This is a genomic window from Pseudomonas sp. NPDC099000, from assembly GCF_044759925.1.
Lineage (GTDB): Bacteria > Pseudomonadota > Gammaproteobacteria > Pseudomonadales > Pseudomonadaceae > Aquipseudomonas.
Window position 1 is genome coordinate 460989 of the sequence record NZ_JBIWAF010000002.1, and the last position, 18296, is coordinate 479284.

The window sequence follows — 18296 nt, forward strand, 5'->3', positions numbered from 1 at the left end:
TGCGCCTTCGCCGGCAAACCTGGCTCCTACAAAAAGCCTGTTCACCCATTACCGAAAAAACCTGAATACCGCGGGTCAACATGACGCCAAACATTGTCGAACTCACAGACGACCTCACCCACCTCACCCTCGCCCCCGAACTCGGTGGCAGCCTCGTCAACTGGACCGTTCGCAGCACCGGGCAACCGCTGCTGCGCCACAACGACGCCCACGCGCTGAACACCGGCCTGCCAGGCAAACTCGGTTGCTACCCCTTGATTCCGTGGTCAAACCGCATCGCCGAAGGGGGCTTCGAATGCCCCGATGGATGGATCGCCTTGAAGCCCAACAGCCTCACCGATCCACTGCCGATTCACGGCAGCGCCTGGCAACAACCGTGGCAGGTGGTGTCGCAGACCCATGACGAGGTCGTCCTGCAACTCAACAGCAAAAGCCCCTTCGCCTATCGCGCCCGTCAGCGGTTTCATCTGAACGAGGGCCGACTGAGCATCGATATGCACGTCACCCACCTGGCCAAACACCCCGCGTGGCATGGGCTCGGACTGCACCCGTACTTTCCGCGCACAGCGAACACCCGGCTACAGGCCAAGGCGGAAAAAACCTGGTTATGCGATGGATCGAAACTGCCAACCGAACGCATCGCACTGCCTGCGGAGTGGGACTTTCATCAGCTCAAAGCTCTGCCCGACACACTGGTCGACAACGGTTTCTGCGAATGGGACGGTCATTGCCTGATCCAGCAACCCGAGCTCGGTTATGAACTGGAATGCCAGGCCACCGGCAGCGATTACTACCTGCTCTATTGCCCGGTGGGTATGGGATTTTTCTGCATCGAACCGGTCAGCCACCCGGTCAACGCCCACCACTTGCCTGGGCGTCCGGGGCTGCGTTTGCTGGAGCAAGGTCAATCCGTCGAACTCGGCTTCAGCCTGCACTATCGCCCTCTTGATCAGCCCAGCATCTGACTCAACACTGCGCGCAACTTGCCGGGTTTCACCGGTTTGTTCAGCAGCGGCGCGCCAAGTCGCTGCAACGAGCGCCGGCATTGATCGGTGCGATCGGCGGTAATAATCACCGCTGGAATCGTCTGGCTGAAATGCTCGCGCAAATGCCGCACCACATCACAGCCAACCACCCCGTGATCGAGGTGGTAATCCGCCAGAATCAATTCCGGCGCCCGTCCCAGCAGGGCCGCCAGCGCTGAGTGCTCATCCGTGGCAATGACCACCTCACAGCCCCATTGCCCCAGCAGCGCGCTCATGCTGTCAAGAATGCTCACTTCATTGTCCAGCACCAGCAGGCGCCTGCCCGGCAACGGATTGCCCGTGCCCGGCTGTGGCGCTGCCAGGCTGATCGGCAGCGGAACCTCATGGGAAATCGGCACATCGATGCTGAACACCGAACCGCGTCCCGGCCGCGAGTGAACCTGGATCCGGTAGTTGAGGATCTTGGCGATACGTTCAACGATGGCCAGCCCCAGCCCCACGCCCTTGCGATCGGCGGCGCGCCCGACATCCAGTTGATTGAATTCGAGGAAGATCGAGTCCAGCCGATCCGCCGCGATCCCGCGCCCGGTGTCCCACACTTCCAGGCGCAGCATGTCGCCGCGCCGTCTGACCCCCAGCAGAATGCTGCCCTCATCGGTATAACGGCAGGCATTGCTGAGAAAGTTACGCAGGATCCGCGTCATCAAACGCAGGTCGGTATGAATCGCGTAATCGCCCATGTGCACCCTCAGGTTCAACCCGGCGGCCTCGGCCACCGACTGGAACTCCGAGACCAGCGGCGCGAGCAATTCGTCGAGGCGGTACAGCGCAATGTCCGGTTTGACGGCGGCCTGATCGAGCCGGGAAATGTCCAGCAAATCGGTGAGCAAATCCTCAGCGCCTTCCAGGGCCTGGTGCGTTCGTTCCACCAACACCTGCTCGACATCCGGCAATTTGCGCTCGCGCAGCGTCGATATCAGCAATCGGGCGGCGTTGAGTGGCTGCAGCAAGTCATGGCTGGCGGCAGCGAGGTATTTGTCCTTGCTGCGATTGGCGGCTTCGGCGGCGTCCCGGGCGTCGCGCAAGGCTTCGGCGATCTGTTTGCGCTGGGTGATCTGCTGTTGCAGGTTGCGGTTGGCTTCCAGCAATTCATCGGTGCGCGCGGTGACCCGCTGCTCCAGTTCGTCATTGAGTTGTAGCAGGCGCTGCTGGGCTAGTTTGCGTTCGGTAATATCGGCGACAAAGCCCTCCACCAGCCCTTCCTGATCGGGCTTGAGCAGCAGGTTCATCAGCACATCGAGGCTGCTGCCGTCCTTGCGCCGCAACTGGGTTTCATAGCCATGCAGGCTGCGCTCGCGCTGGAGCATTTCACGGATTTTCTCCAGCTCTTGAGCGCCGCCGACAAACAGGTTGCTCGCCAGGTCGGCCAGCGAAAACAGCACCTCTTGCGGGTCCTGATAGCCAAGCATCCGCGCCAGGGCCGGGTTGGCGGCGCGCATGCCCTCTGTGAGGCTGGCCTGGAAGATCCCGTGGACGGCGTTTTCGAACAGCCATTTATAGCGATTGCGCTCGGCTTCCAGCTCGTCCAGCCGAGCGGCGAGTTCCGGGTAATGGCTCTTGCGCGCCGAGTGGCTACCTAATCCCAGTAGCCCGGCGAGCGCGCGTTGCTGCTCGTCAGAGGGCTTCGCCATAGACGACCTCGACATCACGCTGGCTGGATTCGCGCGGGTTGGTGAGGATGCACGGGTCGTGCATGGCGTGTTGCGACAGGAACGGAATGTCCGCCATGCTGACCCCGTGCAAACCCAGGGTTTCATGGAAGCCGATCGCGTGTTTCAGGGCGATCAGGTGTTCGACCAGACGCCCGCAGATCTGCCGGTGATTGAGGCCACGGCAATCGATGCCGAAGGTCTCGGCGATCACTTTGAAGCGATCCGGCGCCGAGCTGTAGTTGAACGCCACCACGTGTTCGACCAGCACCGCGTTACACAAACCGTGGGGCAAATCGAGGAAGCCGCCGAGGCTGTGGGACATCGCATGCACTGCGCCAAGAATCGCATTGGAGAACGCCAGGCCGGCCTGCATGCTGCCGAGCATGATTTTTTCGCGCAGGGCAATGTCCGTCGGGTTGGCGATCATCTGCACCAGGTTGCCGTTGATCAGGCGCATCGCTTCCAGCGCATGCGGGTCGGTCAGCGGCCCGTGACCGGTGGAGACGAACGCTTCGATGGCATGCACCAGCGCATCGATGCCGGTACAGGCCGACAGAAACGGGTCCATGCTCAGGGTGGTTTCCGGGTCGATCAGCGACACGTCCGGCACCACGGCTTTGCTGACGATGGAGAACTTCATGCGTTCTTGCTGATTGGAAATGATCACGAATTGCGAGACATCGGCCGAGGTGCCGGCGGTGGTCGGTATCAGGATCAACGGCGGGCTGGGCACGCGGATGGTATCGACGCCTTCGAACTCAAGGATGTTGCGTCCGTGGGCGACGACGATGCCGATGCCTTTGCCGCAATCCATCGGGCTGCCACCACCGACCGCGACGATCACGTCGCAGTGATTTTCCTTGTACAACTCGGCGCCGAGCATGACCTCCTCGACCCGCGGGTTGGGCGACACGTCGCTGTATAAAAAGTAATCGATGCCCTGGGCTTGCAGGCTGGCTTCGACATCGGCCACCCAACCGGCGGCAATCACACCGGGGTCGCTGACCACCAGCACCTTGCGGGCACCAAAGGTCTTGGCGCAGTTGCCGACGTTGTGCCGGCAACCGGCCCCAAAGATGATTTCAGGCGAAACGAATTTACGCAGCTGGCTGAGACTCTGGCTCATTGGAAAGCCTGTTTTTATTGTTTTGAAGGTAGAACCACACTAACCCATCCCGACACGAATGCAATCAGACCAATGGGTAGCGCTCACCCGGGGATTTTGTATTCACCGCAGATCCCCTGTAGGAGCGAGCCTGCTCGCGAAAGCGGTGGGTCAGGCAATGTAGATGTTGAATGTGCGTACCTCTTCGCGAGCAGGCTCGCTCCTACAGGGGATTTGTGTCGTCCTCGTTTTATCCGCGATAGATCAGCCGCGAAGCCTTCTCATTACGTAACGTCAGGTGCTCCATCCCCTGCCCCGGCGCATCCGCTTCATCGCGGGCCTTGAGGATCACCCCGTGGTGCGCCGACTTGCTGCACACCGGGTCGGCATTTTCGGCATCGCCGGTCAGCATGAACGCCTGGCAGCGGCATCCGCCCAGGTCCTTGTGCTTTTCATCGCAGGAGCGGCACGGCTCTTTCATCCAGTCATCGCCACGAAAGCGATTGAAGCCGAATGATTCGGTCCAGATGTGCGAGATGCTGTGCTCGCGCACGCTGGGAAACTCCACCGGTAACTGGCGGGCGCTGTGACAAGGCAACGCCGTGCCGTCCGGGGTGATGTCGAGAAACAGGTTGGCCCAGCCGTTCATGCAGGTCTTGGGGCGCTCTTCGTAGTAGTCCGGGGTGACGAAAATCAGCTTGCAGGGATGGCCCTGGGCCTCAAGACGCTCGCGATATTCGTTGGTGATGCGCTCGGCGCGCTGCAATTGTTCGCGGGTCGGCAGCAAGCCGACGCGGTTGAGTTCGGCCCAGCCGTAGAACTGACACGTAGCCAGTTCGACGAAGTCCGCTTCCAGTTCCAGGCACAGGTCGATGATCTGTGCGATCTGGTCGATGTTGTGCCGGTGGGTGACGAAGTTCAGGACCATCGGGTAACCCTGGGCTTTCACCGCCCGGGCCATGTCGAGCTTCTGGGCGAAGGCCTTGCGCGAGCCGGCGAGCATGTTGTTGACCTGCTCGTCGGCGGCCTGAAAGCTGATCTGGATATGGTCCAGCCCGGCGACCTTGAAGTCGCGGACTTTTTGCTCGGTCAGGCCGATGCCCGACGTGATGAGGTTGGTGTAGTAACCCATATCCCGCGCAGCTTTGATCAGCTCGGCCAGGTCCTGGCGCACCAACGGCTCACCGCCGGAAAAACCCAGTTGCGCGGCACCCATCTCCCGCGCTTCGCGGAACACCCGAATCCATTCTTCGGTGCTCAATTCCTCGCCTTGCTGGGCAAAATCCAACGGGTTGGAGCAATACGGGCATTGCAACGGGCAGCGATATGTCAGCTCGGCCAATAACCACAAGGGTGGACCGGGTGGCTGTTCGATCAGGTTCACAGGGCGATCCCCCGGTGCCAGACATTCTCCGTGGTCACCGTGTGATACGGCGGACGGCCCAGCTCGTAAGCCATGCTCATTGCGTCGAGCATGCTCCACAGCACGTCGAGCTTGAACTGCAGAATCTCCAGCATGCGTTGCTGGCCTTCGACCGTGACGTAGTGCGCCAGAGTGATGCGCAAACCATGCTCGACATCGCGCCGTGCCTGACTCAGGCGCGTGCGGAAATAGTCGTAACCGGCCGGGTCGATCCATGGGTAATGGGCGGGCCAGGCGTCGAGACGGGACTGGTGGATCTGCGGCGCGAACAGTTCGGTGAGCGAACTGCTGGCCGCTTCCTGCCAACAGGCGCGACGGGCGAAAGTGACGTAGGCGTCCACGGCGAACCGCACGCCAGGCAGCACCAATTCCTGAGAGAGGATTTGCTCACGGTCCAACCCCACGGCTTCGCCCAGCCGTAGCCAGGCTTCGATGCCACCTTCGCTGCCTGGGACGCCATCGTGGTCGAGGATGCGTTGCAGCCATTCACGACGCACGTCGCGGTCCGGGCAGTTGGCGAGAATCGCGGCATCCTTGAGCGGGATGTTCACCTGGTAGTAGAAGCGATTGGCGACCCAGCCCTGAATCTGCTCGCGGGTGGCGCGGCCGGCGTACATGGCTTGGTGGAATGGGTGGTGGATGTGGTAATAGGCGCCTTTGGCGCGCAGGGCTTGCTCGAATTCGGCTGTGGACATTGGTTGGTCAGTCATTGCGGTTCTCCGGATTTCGCGGTGTTACGGCTGACGCCTTCGCGGGCAAGCCTCGCTCCTACAAGGTTTCGCCGACCGCAGAAGTGGCGCACGACACAAAACCTGTAGGAGCGAGGCTTGCCCGCGAAGAGGCCATGAGCTACAGCACAAGACTCATCCCATCAAAAGCCACTTCAATCCCCCGCCGCTTCAGCAACGCCCGCTCAGCCGAGTCTTCATCGAGGATCGGGTTGGTATTGTTGATGTGGATCAGCACTTTGCGCTGGCGGCCAAACCCCTCCAGCACCTCAAGCATCCCGCCAGGACCGCTTTGTGGCAGATGCCCCATTTCACTGCCCAGGCTCTGGCCGACTTCGCACACGCGCATTTCGTCGTCGCGCCACAAGGTGCCGTCCAGCAGCAGGCAATCGGCACGCTGCATCCAGCTCAGCACTTCGTCGTCGATTTGCCCAAGGCCCGGGGCATAGAACACGCTGGCGCCGCTGCGCCGGTCTTCGATAAACAAACCGATGGTGTCGCCCGGTTGTGGATTGCCGCGATTGGGCGAGTACGGCGGTGCGTTGCTCACCAAGGGAATCGCCCGAAATTGCAGGTGTTCGCAGGCCGCGATGTGGAACGGCTCACGGTCCAGCCCGACCGGTTGCCACTGCAACCCGCCGTTCCAGTGCTCAAGCATGGGGAACAAGGGAAAGCCGCTGCTCAGGTCTTGATGAACGCGTTCCGTGCACCAGACCGAATGCGGGCAGCCTTCACGCAGGCTCAACAGGCCGGTGCAATGGTCGATCTGGCTGTCCAGCAGCACGACCGCGGCGATCGCCGTATCGCGCAAGCGGCGGGCCGGTTGCAGCGCCGGGAAACTTTCAAGCTGCGCGCGAATGTCCGGTGACGCATTGCACAGCACCCACTCCACACCGTTGTCGCTCAGGGCAATCGACGACTGCGTGCGCCGTTGCGCACGCAGGCTGCCGTCGCGCATCCCGGCGCATTGGCGGCAGTTGCAGTTCCATTGCGGGAAACCGCCACCAGCGGCGGAACCGAGAACGCGGATGTGCATGGGAGGCTCCTGAAGGCATGCCCGGCCAACACGACGGCTGGCCGGGTGGACAATCAACGGTTGGCGAAATACATCGTCACTTCAAAACCAATGCGCAGATCGGTAAACGCGGGTTTATTCCACATGGGTCAATCCTCTTCTTGTGCCGGGTTATTCCGGTAAAGCCATTAATGCACGGGGCGCCAAGTGATCGAATGCTACTTTGGGACGAGGTGGCGGCGTGCGTTGGTAGGGGGTGTTGCGGGGTGTCAGACACGGCCATTCGCGGGCAAGCCTCGCTCCTACAGGTTTTAGGTGATCTGTAGGAGCGAGGCTTGCCCGCGAAGGCCGTTACACGGTTTCGGGTCGAATCAGAAGAACCCCATCGGGTTGATGTCGTAGCTCACCAGCAGGTTTTTGGTCTGCTGATAGTGGTCGAGCATCATCTTGTGATTTTCACGGCCGACCCCGGATTTCTTGTAGCCACCGAACGCGGCGTGGGCTGGGTACAGGTGGTAGCAGTTGGTCCAGACCCGCCCGGCCTTGATCGCCCGGCCCATGCGGTAGGCACGGTTGATGTCGCGGGTCCACAGGCCGGCGCCGAGGCCGAACTCGCTGTCATTGGCAATCGCCAGGGCTTCGGCTTCGTCTTTGAACGTGGTGACGCCCACCACTGGCCCAAAGATTTCTTCCTGGAACACGCGCATTTTGTTGTGGCCCTTGAGCAGGGTCGGCTGGATGTAATAGCCGCTGGACAAGTCGCCCTCCAGACGCTCGGCCGCGCCACCAGTGAGCAGTTCGGCACCCTCCTCCTGGGCAATTTTCAGGTACGAGAGGATCTTGTCGTATTGCTGCTCGGACGCCTGGGCGCCGACCATGGTGTCGGTGTCCAGCGGGTTGCCGCGCTTGATCTTGACGATCTTCTGCATCACCACTTTCATGAAGTCGTCGTAGATCGACTCCTGCACCAGCGCTCGCGATGGACAGGTGCAGACTTCGCCCTGATTGAAGAACGCCAGCACCAGGCCTTCGGCGGCTTTCTCGATGAACTGCGGCTCGGCTTGCATGATGTCTTCGAAGAAGATGTTGGGCGACTTGCCGCCCAGCTCGACGGTGCTTGGAATGATGTTCTCGGCCGCGCATTTCATGATGTGCGCGCCAATCGGCGTGGAACCAGTGAAGGCAATCTTGGCGATGCGCTTGCTGGTGGCCAGCGCCTCACCCGCTTCGCGGCCGAAACCCTGGACGATGTTCAACACACCGGCCGGCAGCAAGTCGGCGATCAACTCGGCGAAGACCATGATCGACAGCGGCGTCTGTTCGGCGGGTTTGAGCACCACGCAGTTGCCGGCGGCGAGGGCCGGCGCGAGTTTCCAGGCGGCCATCAGCAGCGGAAAGTTCCACGGGATGATCTGCCCGACCACGCCCAGCGGCTCGTGAAAGTGATAGGCGGTGGTCAGCTCGTTGATCTCGGCGGCGCCGCCTTCCTGAGCACGGATGCAGCCGGCGAAATAACGGAAATGGTCGGCGGCCAGTGGCACGTCGGCGTTCAGGGTCTCGCGCACGGCTTTGCCGTTGTCCCAGGTTTCGGTGACGGCGAGGATTTCCAGGTTCTGTTCGATGCGGTCGGCGATTTTCAGCAACACCAACGAACGATCCTGCGCCGAGGTCTTGCCCCAGGCATCTGCCGCCGCATGGGCCGCGTCGAGGGCTTTTTCGATGTCAGCGGCGCTGGAGCGAGGGAATTCGGCGATGACTTCACCGGTGACCGGCGAGGTGTTGGTGAAGTACTCGCCATTGACCGGGGCAACGAACTCGCCGCCGATGAAATTGCCGTAGCGCGCTTTGAAGGAAACGACGGCGCCGGGTGTTCCAGGTTGTGCGTAGATCATGGTGGGCCTCTGTCTGGGTCGATGCCTGTCGGGCAAACAGGCGATGAACCGATAGTAGAGAGCCTCGCGCGGCAGACGAATGCGCCGTTGGCAGGGGGACTCTCGTTATTTGGTAGTAGTTTTGCGGCAATGATCGTTCCCACGCTCCGCGTGGGAATGCCTCAACGGACGCTCCGCGTTCGGCTCTTTGGACGCAGAGCGTCCCGGGCTGCATTCCCACGCAGAGCGTGGGAACGATCAGTGGCAGCTATCAGTGCTTGGCGACCAGGTCTTTGGGCAGCTTGAAGGTCCAGAGCATCCCGCCCTGGTTGAAGTCCTTGATGCGCTTGGCCACTTCGCCGCCCCACAACGGCACAGCGCCGCCCCAGCCGGACAGCACCGAGACGTACTGTTCGCCGTCCATTTCCCAGGTCACGGGCGAGCCGAGGACGCCGGAGCCGGTCTGGAATTCCCAGACTTTCTCGCCGGTCTTGGCGTTGAACGCCTGCAGGAAACCTTCCGGCGTACCGGTGAACACCAGGTTGCCCTTGGTGGTCAGCACCCCGCCCCACAGCGGCGCGAAGTTCTTGTGGCGCCAGACTTCCTTGCCGGTCTTCGGATCGATGGCGCGCAGCACGCCGATGTAGTCTTCATTCAATGGCTTGATGGTGAAACCGGCACCGAGGAACGCCGCGCCTTTTTTGTAGGCGATGCCTTCGTTCCAGATGTCCATGCCCCACTCGTTGGACGGCACGTAGAACAGCCCGGTGTCCTTGTTGTAGGCCATCGGCATCCAGTTTTTCGCACCTAGGAACGCCGGGGCGACGAACACCGAACTGCCCTTCGCTTCGGAGCCCGGCGCGCCTGGGCGGCTGGCTTCGTTGTAGATCGGCCGGCCCTCTTTATCGAGGCCGGTGGCCCAGGTGATCTTGTCCACGAACGGGAAGCCGCGGATGAACTTGCCGTTGGTGCGGTCCAGCACGTAGAAGAAACCGTTACGGTCAGCGGTCGCGGCAGCTTTGATCTCTTTGCCGCCTTCGGTGTAGTTGAACGAGACCAGCTCGTTTACGCCGTCATAGTCCCAGCCGTCGTGAGGCGTGCTCTGGAAGTGCCACTTGATGGTGCCGTCGTCCGGGTTGAGCGCCAGACGCGACGAGGAGTAAAGGTTGTCGCCAGGACGCAGGTGCGAGTTCCACGGCGCCGGGTTGCCGGTGCCGAACAGCAGCAGATTGGTTTCCGGGTCGTAGTAACCGCCGAGCCAAGGGGCGGCGCCGCCGGTTTTCCACAGATCGCCGGGCCAGGTCTTGCCGGCTTCGCCGCCGGAGATACCGTTCTCTAACGCTTTGCCGTCCTTGTAGGTGAAGCCCATGTGGCCTTCAACGGTGGGCCGGGTCCACAGCAAGTCGCCGTTTTTCGGGTCGTAGGCTTCTATTTTGCCGACCACCCCGAACTCGCCACCGGCGACACCGGTGATCAGTTTGCCGTTGATCACCAACGGCGCGGCGCTGATGGAATAGCCTTCCTTGTGGTCGGCAACTTTCTTGCTCCAGACCACTTTGCCGGTGTCTTTGTTCAGGGCCACGAGTTTGGCGTCGAGGGTGCCGAAAATCACCAGGTCGCCGTACAGCGCGACGCCCCGGTTGATCACGTCGCAGCAAGGACGGATGTCATCGGGCAGGCGCGCATCGTATTGCCAGAGCTTCTTGCCGGTGCGCGCATCCACCGCAAACACCCGCGAGTAGGAACCGGTCATGTACATCACGCCGTCCTTGATCATCGGCTGTGCTTGTTGACCGCGTTGTTTTTCCCCGCCGAAAGAAAACGCCCAGACCGGCCGCAAGTCTTTCACGTTATTGACGTTGAGGGTGTCCAGCGGACTGTAGCGCTGACCCTGGACGCCCAGACCGTTGGTGACGACCTGCTCCGGGTTCTTGGGGTCCTGGAGAATGTCCTGGTCGGTGACGCCGGCCAGCGCGGTGCCGGACAACAGCATGGCACTGAGCAGCACGCTCAAGACGAAGGGTTGGCGACGTGCGGGTTGGGTCATGACGGCTGCCTCTGCGGTTTTTGTTATACCCGGGAAATTTTCCCGGTCTGGTGCAGATTCTTCGGCGCCGCCGCCCTTGGAACAATTGCCCGCAGTGTTGAGATTGCTAGTTCCTTAGTACCGGGTCCGATTAGACGAACACCGGTTTGATCGTTCCCACGCTCTGCGTGGGAATGCAGCCCGGGACGCTCCGCGTCCCTTCCGGAGCCGAACGCGGAGCGTCCGTTGAGGCATTCCCACGCGGGAGCGTGGGAACGATCATCACTTGCTCGCGGCGGAGTCCACTCGGGTCATCTGCCCGCGTTCGTAACGCGGATACAAATGGCTGACGCTGCGAATCAGCTCGTAACGACTCAGGCTGATCCCGGCGAAACGCTCAGGAATGGGGCTGCGGATCATCTCCCCCATGTCACTGCCATTGGCGGCGCCGTCGCGCATGAGTTGATCGAGCCAGCCGAGGTAGTCGCGCATTTGCTCGAACGGTTGCGGATCGCTGGCCACCGGCCCATGGCCGGGCACGATCAGCGTCCACGGCAGGCCTTGAAGCGTGGCGATGTCCGCCAGCCACACCGACAGCCCCGGACTGTTGGGCGTGGTCAGCGCCCGTTGGTAAAACACCAGGTCCCCGGCAAACAGCACGCCGGTTTGCTGGTCGAGAATAGCCAGGTCCGCGCCGGTGTGCCCACCCAGGCTCAGCAGGCGCAAATCGTGATTCCCAAAACTGAGGACGCCGGGTGACAACGTCCGCGTCGGCAGCAGCACTTCGGTGCCACGCATCCAGTCCCCCACCAGCCGATACATATTTTCGGCCATGGCGTCGCCCTGCCGATGCAACAGCTCGGTGGTGCCAGCCAATGCACCAATCGGCACATCACTGAAGGCCTGATTGCCCAGCACATGGTCCGGGTGGTGATGGGTCAGCAGCACATCAATCACTGGTTTATCGGTCACCGTGGCAATGGTTTTGCGCATCGCTTCGCCATAGCGTTTCGACGGCCCGGTATCGATCACCACCACCCCGCGTTCGGTCACGATAAACGCGGTATTGACGATGTTGCCGCCGTTGGCCTTGGCAAAATTGTCAGTGCTGCCTTCCAGCAGCCAGGTGTCTTCGGCGATCTGCCGGGGCTTGAGCACGTAGACGAGGTCCGCCAGGGCCGGCAGGCTCAGGCTCATGAACAACAGCAGCATCCAGCGCATCGCGCGCTCCTTGGGGTCAGGGTATGGCCGCATCGAATTGATTACCGCTGTTGTCGCGCAACAACAGGCGCGTCTGCCCTGCCCCTTCGATGTCGAAGGCCAGGTTGGGGTTTTCGCTGACGGCGGGAAACAGTTCCAGCCTTGCCAGCAGCTGATCGTTTTGGTCGCGCAGTTCGGCGTGGTTGATGAAGAATTCCGGGATGCCGCTGACCATGCCGTTGTCCATCGGGTGCGCCACTTGCAGGCGCACACGGCTGAACTCGCCACGGGGATAACGACCGCCCAGCACTTCGCCGATGTGCTCTTCCCAGCCTGGCTGAGTGCGCACCACACTCGGCGCTGTGCAGCCGCCGCCCGCCGCATTGATCAGGGTCGAGCCGACATGCCAGAGCCCGTCACGCGTCAGCACCGCCGCGCGCAACGGCGTGGCTTGCTCGATACGGATGCGGATCGACAGCCAGGGCAGCACGCGGTCGAGCGGTTGGAAATCGACGATTTTTGGCAGCGGATTGAGTTCCGCCCAGGCGAGGATTTTCACCACTTCGCCCTTGAACGCACGGGCGTCGATTTCCATTGGCACTTGCCGGGCATCCTCCGCGAACGGCGGCGCCAGCAGCTTGACCCGCTCGTCGAACACGAACGGCGCATCGCCGAGCATCTGCTTGTGATAGAAGGCCCACATCACCGAGGGCACCGGGTCTTGGCCCGGCTCGATATCGGCAGCGTGCGCCGCCAAGGGTAACCAGCAAACCAGCAGACAACCCGCTCGCCAGTTCCACTGTTGGTACATCTCGGGCACGTCATAGCGCAGGCCGTAATGACCATAAATGGTGTTGACTGCACCCTCGCGGATCAACGCTTCCAGCGCCTCTTCCACGGCATAGGCCAGTTGACGGTTGCTTTCGTGCACCGCCATGCCGATCTCCCAGAGTTGCTTGCCCATGTTCGGGTAGGCGTTTTCCGCCAGCGCCACTTGCGGATCGTTGGCTTCGTGAACTTGCCAGTCGATCTCGCCACGCATGGCCATTACTGCATCGACTTCACCGGCCTTCATCGCCGCGAACGCCTGGGGTACACCGGGATAGTGGTGGGTTTTGCCGGCGAGCATGCCGTTGAACACCGAGGTCAGGTAGAACGACGGCACGCTGTCGACTTCAACGCCAATCGTGTGGTGTTCGAACACCGCAACGCTGCCCACCGATTCCAGTCGGCGGCGATCATAGGCGACCTGCCATTGTTCGGTCTGGTACGGCCCGAACATCACCACATGACCGTTTTCCAGCTCACCCAGTTCGTTGCGTTTTTGCGCGTAATCGCGGTCATACGGCACGCGCATCATCAGGTCGGCCAATTGCAGATCATGCAACTGGCTGGCCCGCCAGATGTAGTCGCGCAGGTCATCATCGAGCTTCTCGCCGGCGGGCGCCCAGATCAACGTCAGGCGCACGCCAAGCGCTTTGGCCAAGGCTTCGGCGAGCTCGACATCAACCCCACGAGGCCGGCCGGCGTCTTCAAAACTGTAGGGGGCGAAGTCCTTGTAGACCGCCACTTTCAGCTCCCCGGCAGCGATCATTTCGTCATAGGTACGGACCTGCGCCTGCACCGTCTGGCAGCACAGCAACACAGCGCCGATCAACACAGCGAGCAGGCGCATGGATTACTCCTCGACGTGAACGCTGTCCAGGTAGGTGCGCACTGCCCACAGAGCTTCCTGGCTCAAGAAATCGGCCATTTTCGGCATGTAGACCCGACCATCCCGCACCGCACCGTTACGCACGCGTTCGACGAACCATTCATCACCCGCTTCACCGACATCGAGCATGCGCAAATCGGGGGCAATGCCGCCGGACTTGGCTTCCAGTCCATGACAAGCCGCACAGTTCTGGTTGTAGGCCGAAGAGCCGATTTCCACAGCCTTATCGTGTTCCGGGGAAGTGCGATACGGGTTCACCGCCGCCCAACCATCGGCATCCACCTGCAAGCCGGCGTCCTTGATCGGGGTCAGTCCCTTGGTTTCGATGGCCTGAGGCACCACGTTGCCATGGGCCCAGACGGAGCCTGCACTGATAAAACCGGCCAGCAGTCCGGCAACGAGCAAGGCGTTGCGTTTTGTTGTCATTGTTATGCCCTCAAGATTGCACGCAAAACCTCTTGGCAGAGGCTATGGCACCCATCTTGGTACGGGCTTCGCACGATCCCCATGCTGCTTTGGTGGTCGCCTTCTAGTCCCTTGGTAGTAGGGCTTGGGGCGCACACCCGGATGCGTTACGACCTTGGTACTGGCCCATCAGTACTTTCTGCATATTTCCCCGCCCGTTGAGGCTTCCTATGCTGGCGCTACCTGTAATGGAGTGCCGTTATGCGAACGCTTGCCCCTTACGCCCTGATCTACTTGCTGGCGATTGCCAGCGCCGTCGGACTGGCGACGCAGAGCCAGGCGGCGGATGCGCCGTTGCAGGTGCAGATCGGCTACTTGGGCTATCGGCCTGCCCCTGGCCCGCTGCTTTCCAACGTGATTCCCGAACCGGTCGATGCCGGGCTTCGCGGCGCCGAACTGGCGATCACCGACAGCAACAGCACCGGGCGTTTTCTCAACCAGAGTTACAGCCTCGTCAGCGCCAATGCCGACAGTCCGGATGCCCTGATCGAAGCGGCCAAGGCCCAGCATGCACAGGGTCTGCGCCTGTTTGTGGTAAATGCGCCGGTGGAGACACTGCGCCGGCTCAGCGCCGTGCTGCCCGACAGTTTGCTGTTCAACGCCGGCAGCCCGGATGACAGCCTGCGCACCACCGACTGCCTGCCAAACGTGCTGCACAGCCTGCCGAGCAGGGCGATGCTCGCCGATGCGTTGGCGCAATTTCTGGTGGTGCGAAAATGGCAACGGGCGCTGCTGATCGTAGGCCCGACCCCGGACGATCAAGCCTACGCCGCCGCCCTGCGCCGCGCCGCCAAACGCTTCGGCCTGAAACTGGTGGCGGAAAAAGCCTGGAGCTTCGACAACGATCAGCGTCGCAGCGCCCAGGCCGACATGCCGCTGTTCACCCAGACCGCCGAATACGATGTGGTGCTGGTGGCGGACGAACGCGGCGATTTCGGTGAATACGTGCCCTACCAGACCTGGTACCCGCGGCCGGTCGCCGGCACACAGGGCCTGACCCCGGTGGGCTGGCACAAAACCGTGGAAACCTACGGTGCCGCCCAATTGCAGAAACGCTTCGAGGCCCTGGCCGGGCGCTGGATGAATGACCGCGATTTCGCCGCCTGGATCGCCGTGCGCAGCATCGCCAGTGCGGTGAGTAAACTGCGACAGGTCGATCCTGTGGCGATCCGCACGCTGGAAATCAGCGATCAATTGCCGCTGGACGGCTTCAAGGGTCGCAAGCTCAGTTATCGCCCGTGGAACGGTCAGTTGCGCCAACCGATTCCCATCGTCCAGCCCCGGGCACTGGTCAGCACGTCGCCGCAGGACGGTTTCCTGCACCCCTTTAACGAAATGGACAGCCTCGGCTACGACAAGCCCGAGGTCACTTGCCGCTTTCCCTGATCCAACTTTCCATAAAAACCAAAACAAAAAAGGAATCCACCATGCGCCGCACCCTGCTCTGCCGCTCCCTGCTTTTCTGGGCCCTGCTGCTCGCCGCCGGGCACGCCGCGGCCAGCACCGCCTGGGTCTCCAACGAAAAAGACAACAGCCTCAGCCTGATCGACCTGCAAACCCTGCAAGTCACCGACACCCTGCCCGTCGGCCAGCGCCCGCGCGGTTTGCTGCTGTCCCACGACAACAAGCTGCTGTACATCTGCGCCAGCGACTCGGACCGGGTTCAGGTGATGGACGTCGCCACGCGCAAGATCATCAAGGAATTGCCGTCGGGCAAAGACCCCGAGCAGTTCGCCTTGCACCCCAACAACCGCTGGTTGTACGTCTCCAACGAAGACGATGCACTGGTGACCGTGATCGACACCGAAACCTCGAAGGTGCTGGGTCAGATCAACGTCGGCGTCGAGCCCGAGGGCATGGCCGTCAGCCCCGACGGCAAGTGGGCAGTCAATACCAGCGAAACCACCAACATGCTGCACTGGATCGACACCAGCACTCAGACACTGGCTGACAGCACCCTGGTGGATCAGCGGCCGCGTTTCGTCGAGTTCGCGCCTGATGGTTCCAAGCTCTGGGCCTCGGCGGAGATCGGCGGCACGGTGACCATTCTCGATGTCGCCACGCGGCAGATCCTCAAGACGTTGACCTTCCAGATCAAGGGCGTGCACCCGGACAAAGTCCAGCCGGTGGGCATCAAGCTCAGCGCCGACGGCAAGTACGGTTTCGTCGCCCTCGGTCCGGCCAATCATGTGGCCGTGATTGACGCCAAGACCTTCGATATTCTTGATTATCTGTTGGTCGGCCGGCGTGTCTGGCAGATGTCGTTTACCCCGGATCAGAAGCAGTTGCTGGCCACTAACGGCGTCAGCGGTGATGTGTCGGTGATTGATGTCGACAGCCTTAAAGTGACCAAATCGGTGAAGGTCGGGCGCTATCCGTGGGGCGTGGTGGTGACGCCATGAACGCACTGGAAGTCAGCGATCTGAGCTTCGCCTATGGGAGCCGGGAGGCCTTGCGGCAGGTGAGTTTCAGCCTTGCGCCCGGGCATTTCGCGGCGCTGCTGGGGCCGAATGGTGCGGGGAAATCGACGCTGATTGCCTTGCTCACCCGGCTTTATGATCTTCAACGCGGTGACATTCGGGTGGGCGGCTGCTCCTTGCGCAACGCAGCGCGTCCGGCACTCAAGCAATTGGGTATGGTGTTCCAGCAGAGCACACTGGACCTGGACCTCAGCGTCGAGCAGAACCTGCGTTATCACGCCGCCCTGCATGGCCTGTCGCGGCGCCAGACCGGCCTGCGAGTCGACGCCGAGCTGGCGCGCCAGGCGCTGACCGAACGCCGTCGCGAGCGGGTCCGCGAACTCAATGGTGGTCACCGTCGCCGGGTGGAAATCGCCCGCGCCTTGTTGCATGAGCCACGGTTGTTGCTGCTCGACGAGGCCAGTGTCGGCCTCGACCTGGCCAGCCGGCTGGCGCTCAATCAACACATTCGCGGTCTGTGCCGCGAGCAGCACATCAGCGTGCTCTGGACCACCCATTTGCTGGATGAAGTGCAGCCGAGCGATGACTTGCTGATTCTTCATCAGGGCCGCCTGGTGGCCAGCGGGCGGGCTGATGCCTTGAGCCAGGAACATGGCGGCGACCTCGGTTCAGCCTTCACCCGCCTGACGACATCAGGAGCCGCCCGATGAATGCGTACTGGCAATGCTTCAGCGGTATCGTGCTGCGTGAATGGCTGCGTTTTGTGTTGCAGCGCACGCGGTTTCTCAGTGCGCTGGTGCGGCCGTTGCTGTGGCTGCTGGTGTTCGCGGCGGGTTTTCGCGCGGCCCTCGGGATCGCGATCATCGAGCCCTATGACACTTACATTCCGTATGAGGTCTACATCATCCCGGGGCTGGCCTGCATGATCCTGCTGTTCAACGGCATGCAGGGTTCGCTGTCGATGGTCTACGACCGGGAGATGGGCAGCATGCGCGTGCTGCTGACCAGCCCTCTGCCCCGGACTTTCCTGCTGTGCAGCAAACTGTTGGCCACTTCGCTGATTTCGCTGTTGCAGGTGTACGCCTTTCTGGCGATTGCCTGGGTGTACGGCGTGCAGCCACCGGCCATGGGTTTGTTGATCGCGTTGCCGGCGTTGTTGCTGGTGGCGTTGATGCTCAGTGCCCTGGGCCTGCTGCTGTCCAATGCGATCCGGCAGCTGGAGAACTTTGCCGGGGTGATGAATTTCGTGATCTTCCCGCTGTTTTTCCTGTCTTCGGCGTTGTATCCGCTGTGGAAAATGCGTGAGTCCAGCGAGTGGCTCTACTGGCTGTGCGCGCTGAACCCGTTTACCCACGCGGTGGAGCTGGTGCGGTTTGCCTTGTATGAGCGCTTCAATCCGCTGGCGCTGGCGGTGTGCGCGGGGCTGACACTGGTATTCGCGCTGCTCGCCGTCCTCACCTTCAACCCACAACACGCGGCCCTGCGCAAATCCACCTGACACCGCATCTCCCCAGTACTCGATCGTTCCCACGCTCCGTGGTGTGCACCCCAAAAGTTGGACACGACCGATGGGGTGTTTCATGGGAAAGTACACGATTCAAGCGAAGCTATCAGCGGTACAGGATTATTGC

The 18296-nt window shown here is 61.7% G+C and carries 16 protein-coding genes and 1 pseudogene; 5 read left to right on the forward strand and 12 right to left on the reverse strand.

Translation table 11 applies throughout. The features are described from left to right. Nucleotides 1-80: 80 nt before the first annotated feature. Complete coding sequence (locus ACIQV9_RS04555; RefSeq protein WP_403098542.1) at nucleotides 81-965, forward strand: aldose 1-epimerase; 885 nt, start codon at nucleotides 81-83, stop codon at nucleotides 963-965. Here the strand turns inward: ACIQV9_RS04555 and ACIQV9_RS04560 are convergent. From ACIQV9_RS04560 to pedF, 12 genes and pseudogenes are all read right to left on the reverse strand, one after another. Then, on the reverse strand, nucleotides 950-2677 hold the full coding sequence (locus ACIQV9_RS04560; RefSeq protein ID WP_403098545.1) for a NahK/ErcS family hybrid sensor histidine kinase/response regulator: 1728 nt from the start codon (nucleotides 2675-2677) through the stop codon (nucleotides 950-952). The genes ACIQV9_RS04555 and ACIQV9_RS04560 overlap by 16 nt on opposite strands. Next, a complete protein-coding gene (gene ercA / locus ACIQV9_RS04565) occupies nucleotides 2661-3824 on the reverse strand; it encodes an alcohol dehydrogenase-like regulatory protein ErcA (RefSeq protein WP_403098548.1) in 1164 nt (387 codons plus the stop codon). Before ercA ends, ACIQV9_RS04560 begins: the two co-directional genes overlap by 17 nt. A 229-nt stretch (nucleotides 3825-4053) precedes the next feature. Next, nucleotides 4054-5187: a pyrroloquinoline quinone biosynthesis protein PqqE gene (gene pqqE / locus ACIQV9_RS04570; RefSeq protein WP_403098551.1), complete on the reverse strand. Its 1134-nt coding sequence runs from the start codon at nucleotides 5185-5187 to the stop codon at nucleotides 4054-4056. After that, nucleotides 5184-5936 carry a pyrroloquinoline-quinone synthase PqqC gene (pqqC, locus tag ACIQV9_RS04575; protein ID WP_403098553.1) on the reverse strand — a complete coding sequence of 251 codons (753 nt, stop codon included), beginning with the start codon at nucleotides 5934-5936 and terminating at the stop codon, nucleotides 5184-5186. Before pqqC ends, pqqE begins: the two co-directional genes overlap by 4 nt. 139 nt (nucleotides 5937-6075) lie before the next feature. Beyond that, complete coding sequence (gene pqqB / locus ACIQV9_RS04580; protein ID WP_403098555.1) at nucleotides 6076-6990, reverse strand: pyrroloquinoline quinone biosynthesis protein PqqB; 915 nt, start codon at nucleotides 6988-6990, stop codon at nucleotides 6076-6078. 53 nt (nucleotides 6991-7043) lie between these two features. Further along, a complete protein-coding gene (gene pqqA / locus ACIQV9_RS04585) occupies nucleotides 7044-7115 on the reverse strand; it encodes a pyrroloquinoline quinone precursor peptide PqqA (RefSeq protein WP_010455123.1) in 72 nt (23 codons plus the stop codon). A 225-nt stretch (nucleotides 7116-7340) separates the two neighbouring features. Next, nucleotides 7341-8861 carry an aldehyde dehydrogenase family protein gene (locus ACIQV9_RS04590; RefSeq protein WP_403098558.1) on the reverse strand — a complete coding sequence of 507 codons (1521 nt, stop codon included), beginning with the start codon at nucleotides 8859-8861 and terminating at the stop codon, nucleotides 7341-7343. 250 nt (nucleotides 8862-9111) lie between these two features. Beyond that, on the reverse strand, nucleotides 9112-10887 hold the full coding sequence (locus tag ACIQV9_RS04595) for a PQQ-dependent methanol/ethanol family dehydrogenase (RefSeq protein ID WP_403098560.1): 1776 nt from the start codon (nucleotides 10885-10887) through the stop codon (nucleotides 9112-9114). A gap of 261 nt (nucleotides 10888-11148) precedes the next feature. Then, on the reverse strand, nucleotides 11149-12087 hold the full coding sequence (locus tag ACIQV9_RS04600; RefSeq protein WP_403098562.1) for a quinoprotein relay system zinc metallohydrolase 1: 939 nt from the start codon (nucleotides 12085-12087) through the stop codon (nucleotides 11149-11151). Between the two features lie 16 nt (nucleotides 12088-12103). Beyond that, on the reverse strand, nucleotides 12104-12877 hold the full coding sequence (locus ACIQV9_RS04605; RefSeq protein WP_403098624.1) for a quinoprotein dehydrogenase-associated SoxYZ-like carrier: 774 nt from the start codon (nucleotides 12875-12877) through the stop codon (nucleotides 12104-12106). Continuing rightward, nucleotides 12869-13741 (reverse strand): annotated as a pseudogene (locus ACIQV9_RS04610) (substrate-binding periplasmic protein); the annotation flags it as partial. The pseudogene ACIQV9_RS04610 and the gene ACIQV9_RS04605, both read right to left, overlap by 9 nt. 3 nt (nucleotides 13742-13744) lie before the next feature. Continuing rightward, the gene (pedF, locus tag ACIQV9_RS04615) at nucleotides 13745-14206 is read right to left on the reverse strand and encodes a cytochrome c-550 PedF (protein WP_403098565.1); all 462 of its coding nucleotides are present in this window, start codon (nucleotides 14204-14206) and stop codon (nucleotides 13745-13747) included. Between the two features lie 240 nt (nucleotides 14207-14446). Between pedF and ACIQV9_RS04620 the strand changes: the two genes are divergently transcribed. From ACIQV9_RS04620 to ACIQV9_RS04635, 4 genes are read left to right on the forward strand one after another with little or no spacing between them, the layout of a single operon-like run. Further along, the gene (locus tag ACIQV9_RS04620) at nucleotides 14447-15631 is read left to right on the forward strand and encodes an ABC transporter substrate-binding protein (RefSeq protein ID WP_403098567.1); all 1185 of its coding nucleotides are present in this window, start codon (nucleotides 14447-14449) and stop codon (nucleotides 15629-15631) included. Nucleotides 15632-15672: 41 nt separating this feature from the next. Continuing rightward, the gene (locus ACIQV9_RS04625; protein ID WP_403098570.1) at nucleotides 15673-16647 is read left to right on the forward strand and encodes a YVTN family beta-propeller repeat protein; all 975 of its coding nucleotides are present in this window, start codon (nucleotides 15673-15675) and stop codon (nucleotides 16645-16647) included. Further along, on the forward strand, nucleotides 16644-17375 hold the full coding sequence (locus ACIQV9_RS04630; protein ID WP_403098573.1) for an ABC transporter ATP-binding protein: 732 nt from the start codon (nucleotides 16644-16646) through the stop codon (nucleotides 17373-17375). The genes ACIQV9_RS04625 and ACIQV9_RS04630 overlap by 4 nt, the downstream gene beginning before the upstream one ends. Continuing rightward, nucleotides 17372-18163 (forward strand): ABC transporter permease, encoded by a 792-nt coding sequence (locus ACIQV9_RS04635; RefSeq protein WP_403098576.1) that lies wholly within the window; start codon nucleotides 17372-17374, stop codon nucleotides 18161-18163. Before ACIQV9_RS04630 ends, ACIQV9_RS04635 begins: the two co-directional genes overlap by 4 nt. Nucleotides 18164-18296 lie beyond the last annotated feature (133 nt).

Bases quoted from the DNA above. Each gene is read 5' to 3' on its own strand.
- ACIQV9_RS04555 (WP_403098542.1), top strand. From the start codon at position 81: ATGACGCCAAACATTGTCGAACTCACAGACGACCTCACCCACCTCACC.
- ACIQV9_RS04560 (WP_403098545.1), bottom strand. From the start codon at position 2,677: ATGGCGAAGCCCTCTGACGAGCAGCAACGCGCGCTCGCCGGGCTACTG.
- ercA (WP_403098548.1), bottom strand. From the start codon at position 3,824: ATGAGCCAGAGTCTCAGCCAGCTGCGTAAATTCGTTTCGCCTGAAATC.
- pqqC (WP_403098553.1), bottom strand. From the start codon at position 5,936: ATGACTGACCAACCAATGTCCACAGCCGAATTCGAGCAAGCCCTGCGC.
- pqqB (WP_403098555.1), bottom strand. From the start codon at position 6,990: ATGCACATCCGCGTTCTCGGTTCCGCCGCTGGTGGCGGTTTCCCGCAA.
- ACIQV9_RS04590 (WP_403098558.1), bottom strand. From the start codon at position 8,861: ATGATCTACGCACAACCTGGAACACCCGGCGCCGTCGTTTCCTTCAAA.
- ACIQV9_RS04595 (WP_403098560.1), bottom strand. From the start codon at position 10,887: ATGACCCAACCCGCACGTCGCCAACCCTTCGTCTTGAGCGTGCTGCTC.
- ACIQV9_RS04600 (WP_403098562.1), bottom strand. From the start codon at position 12,087: ATGCGCTGGATGCTGCTGTTGTTCATGAGCCTGAGCCTGCCGGCCCTG.
- ACIQV9_RS04605 (WP_403098624.1), bottom strand. From the start codon at position 12,877: ATGTACCAACAGTGGAACTGGCGAGCGGGTTGTCTGCTGGTTTGCTGG.
- pedF (WP_403098565.1), bottom strand. From the start codon at position 14,206: ATGACAACAAAACGCAACGCCTTGCTCGTTGCCGGACTGCTGGCCGGT.
- ACIQV9_RS04620 (WP_403098567.1), top strand. From the start codon at position 14,447: ATGCGAACGCTTGCCCCTTACGCCCTGATCTACTTGCTGGCGATTGCC.
- ACIQV9_RS04625 (WP_403098570.1), top strand. From the start codon at position 15,673: ATGCGCCGCACCCTGCTCTGCCGCTCCCTGCTTTTCTGGGCCCTGCTG.
- ACIQV9_RS04630 (WP_403098573.1), top strand. From the start codon at position 16,644: ATGAACGCACTGGAAGTCAGCGATCTGAGCTTCGCCTATGGGAGCCGG.
- ACIQV9_RS04635 (WP_403098576.1), top strand. From the start codon at position 17,372: ATGAATGCGTACTGGCAATGCTTCAGCGGTATCGTGCTGCGTGAATGG.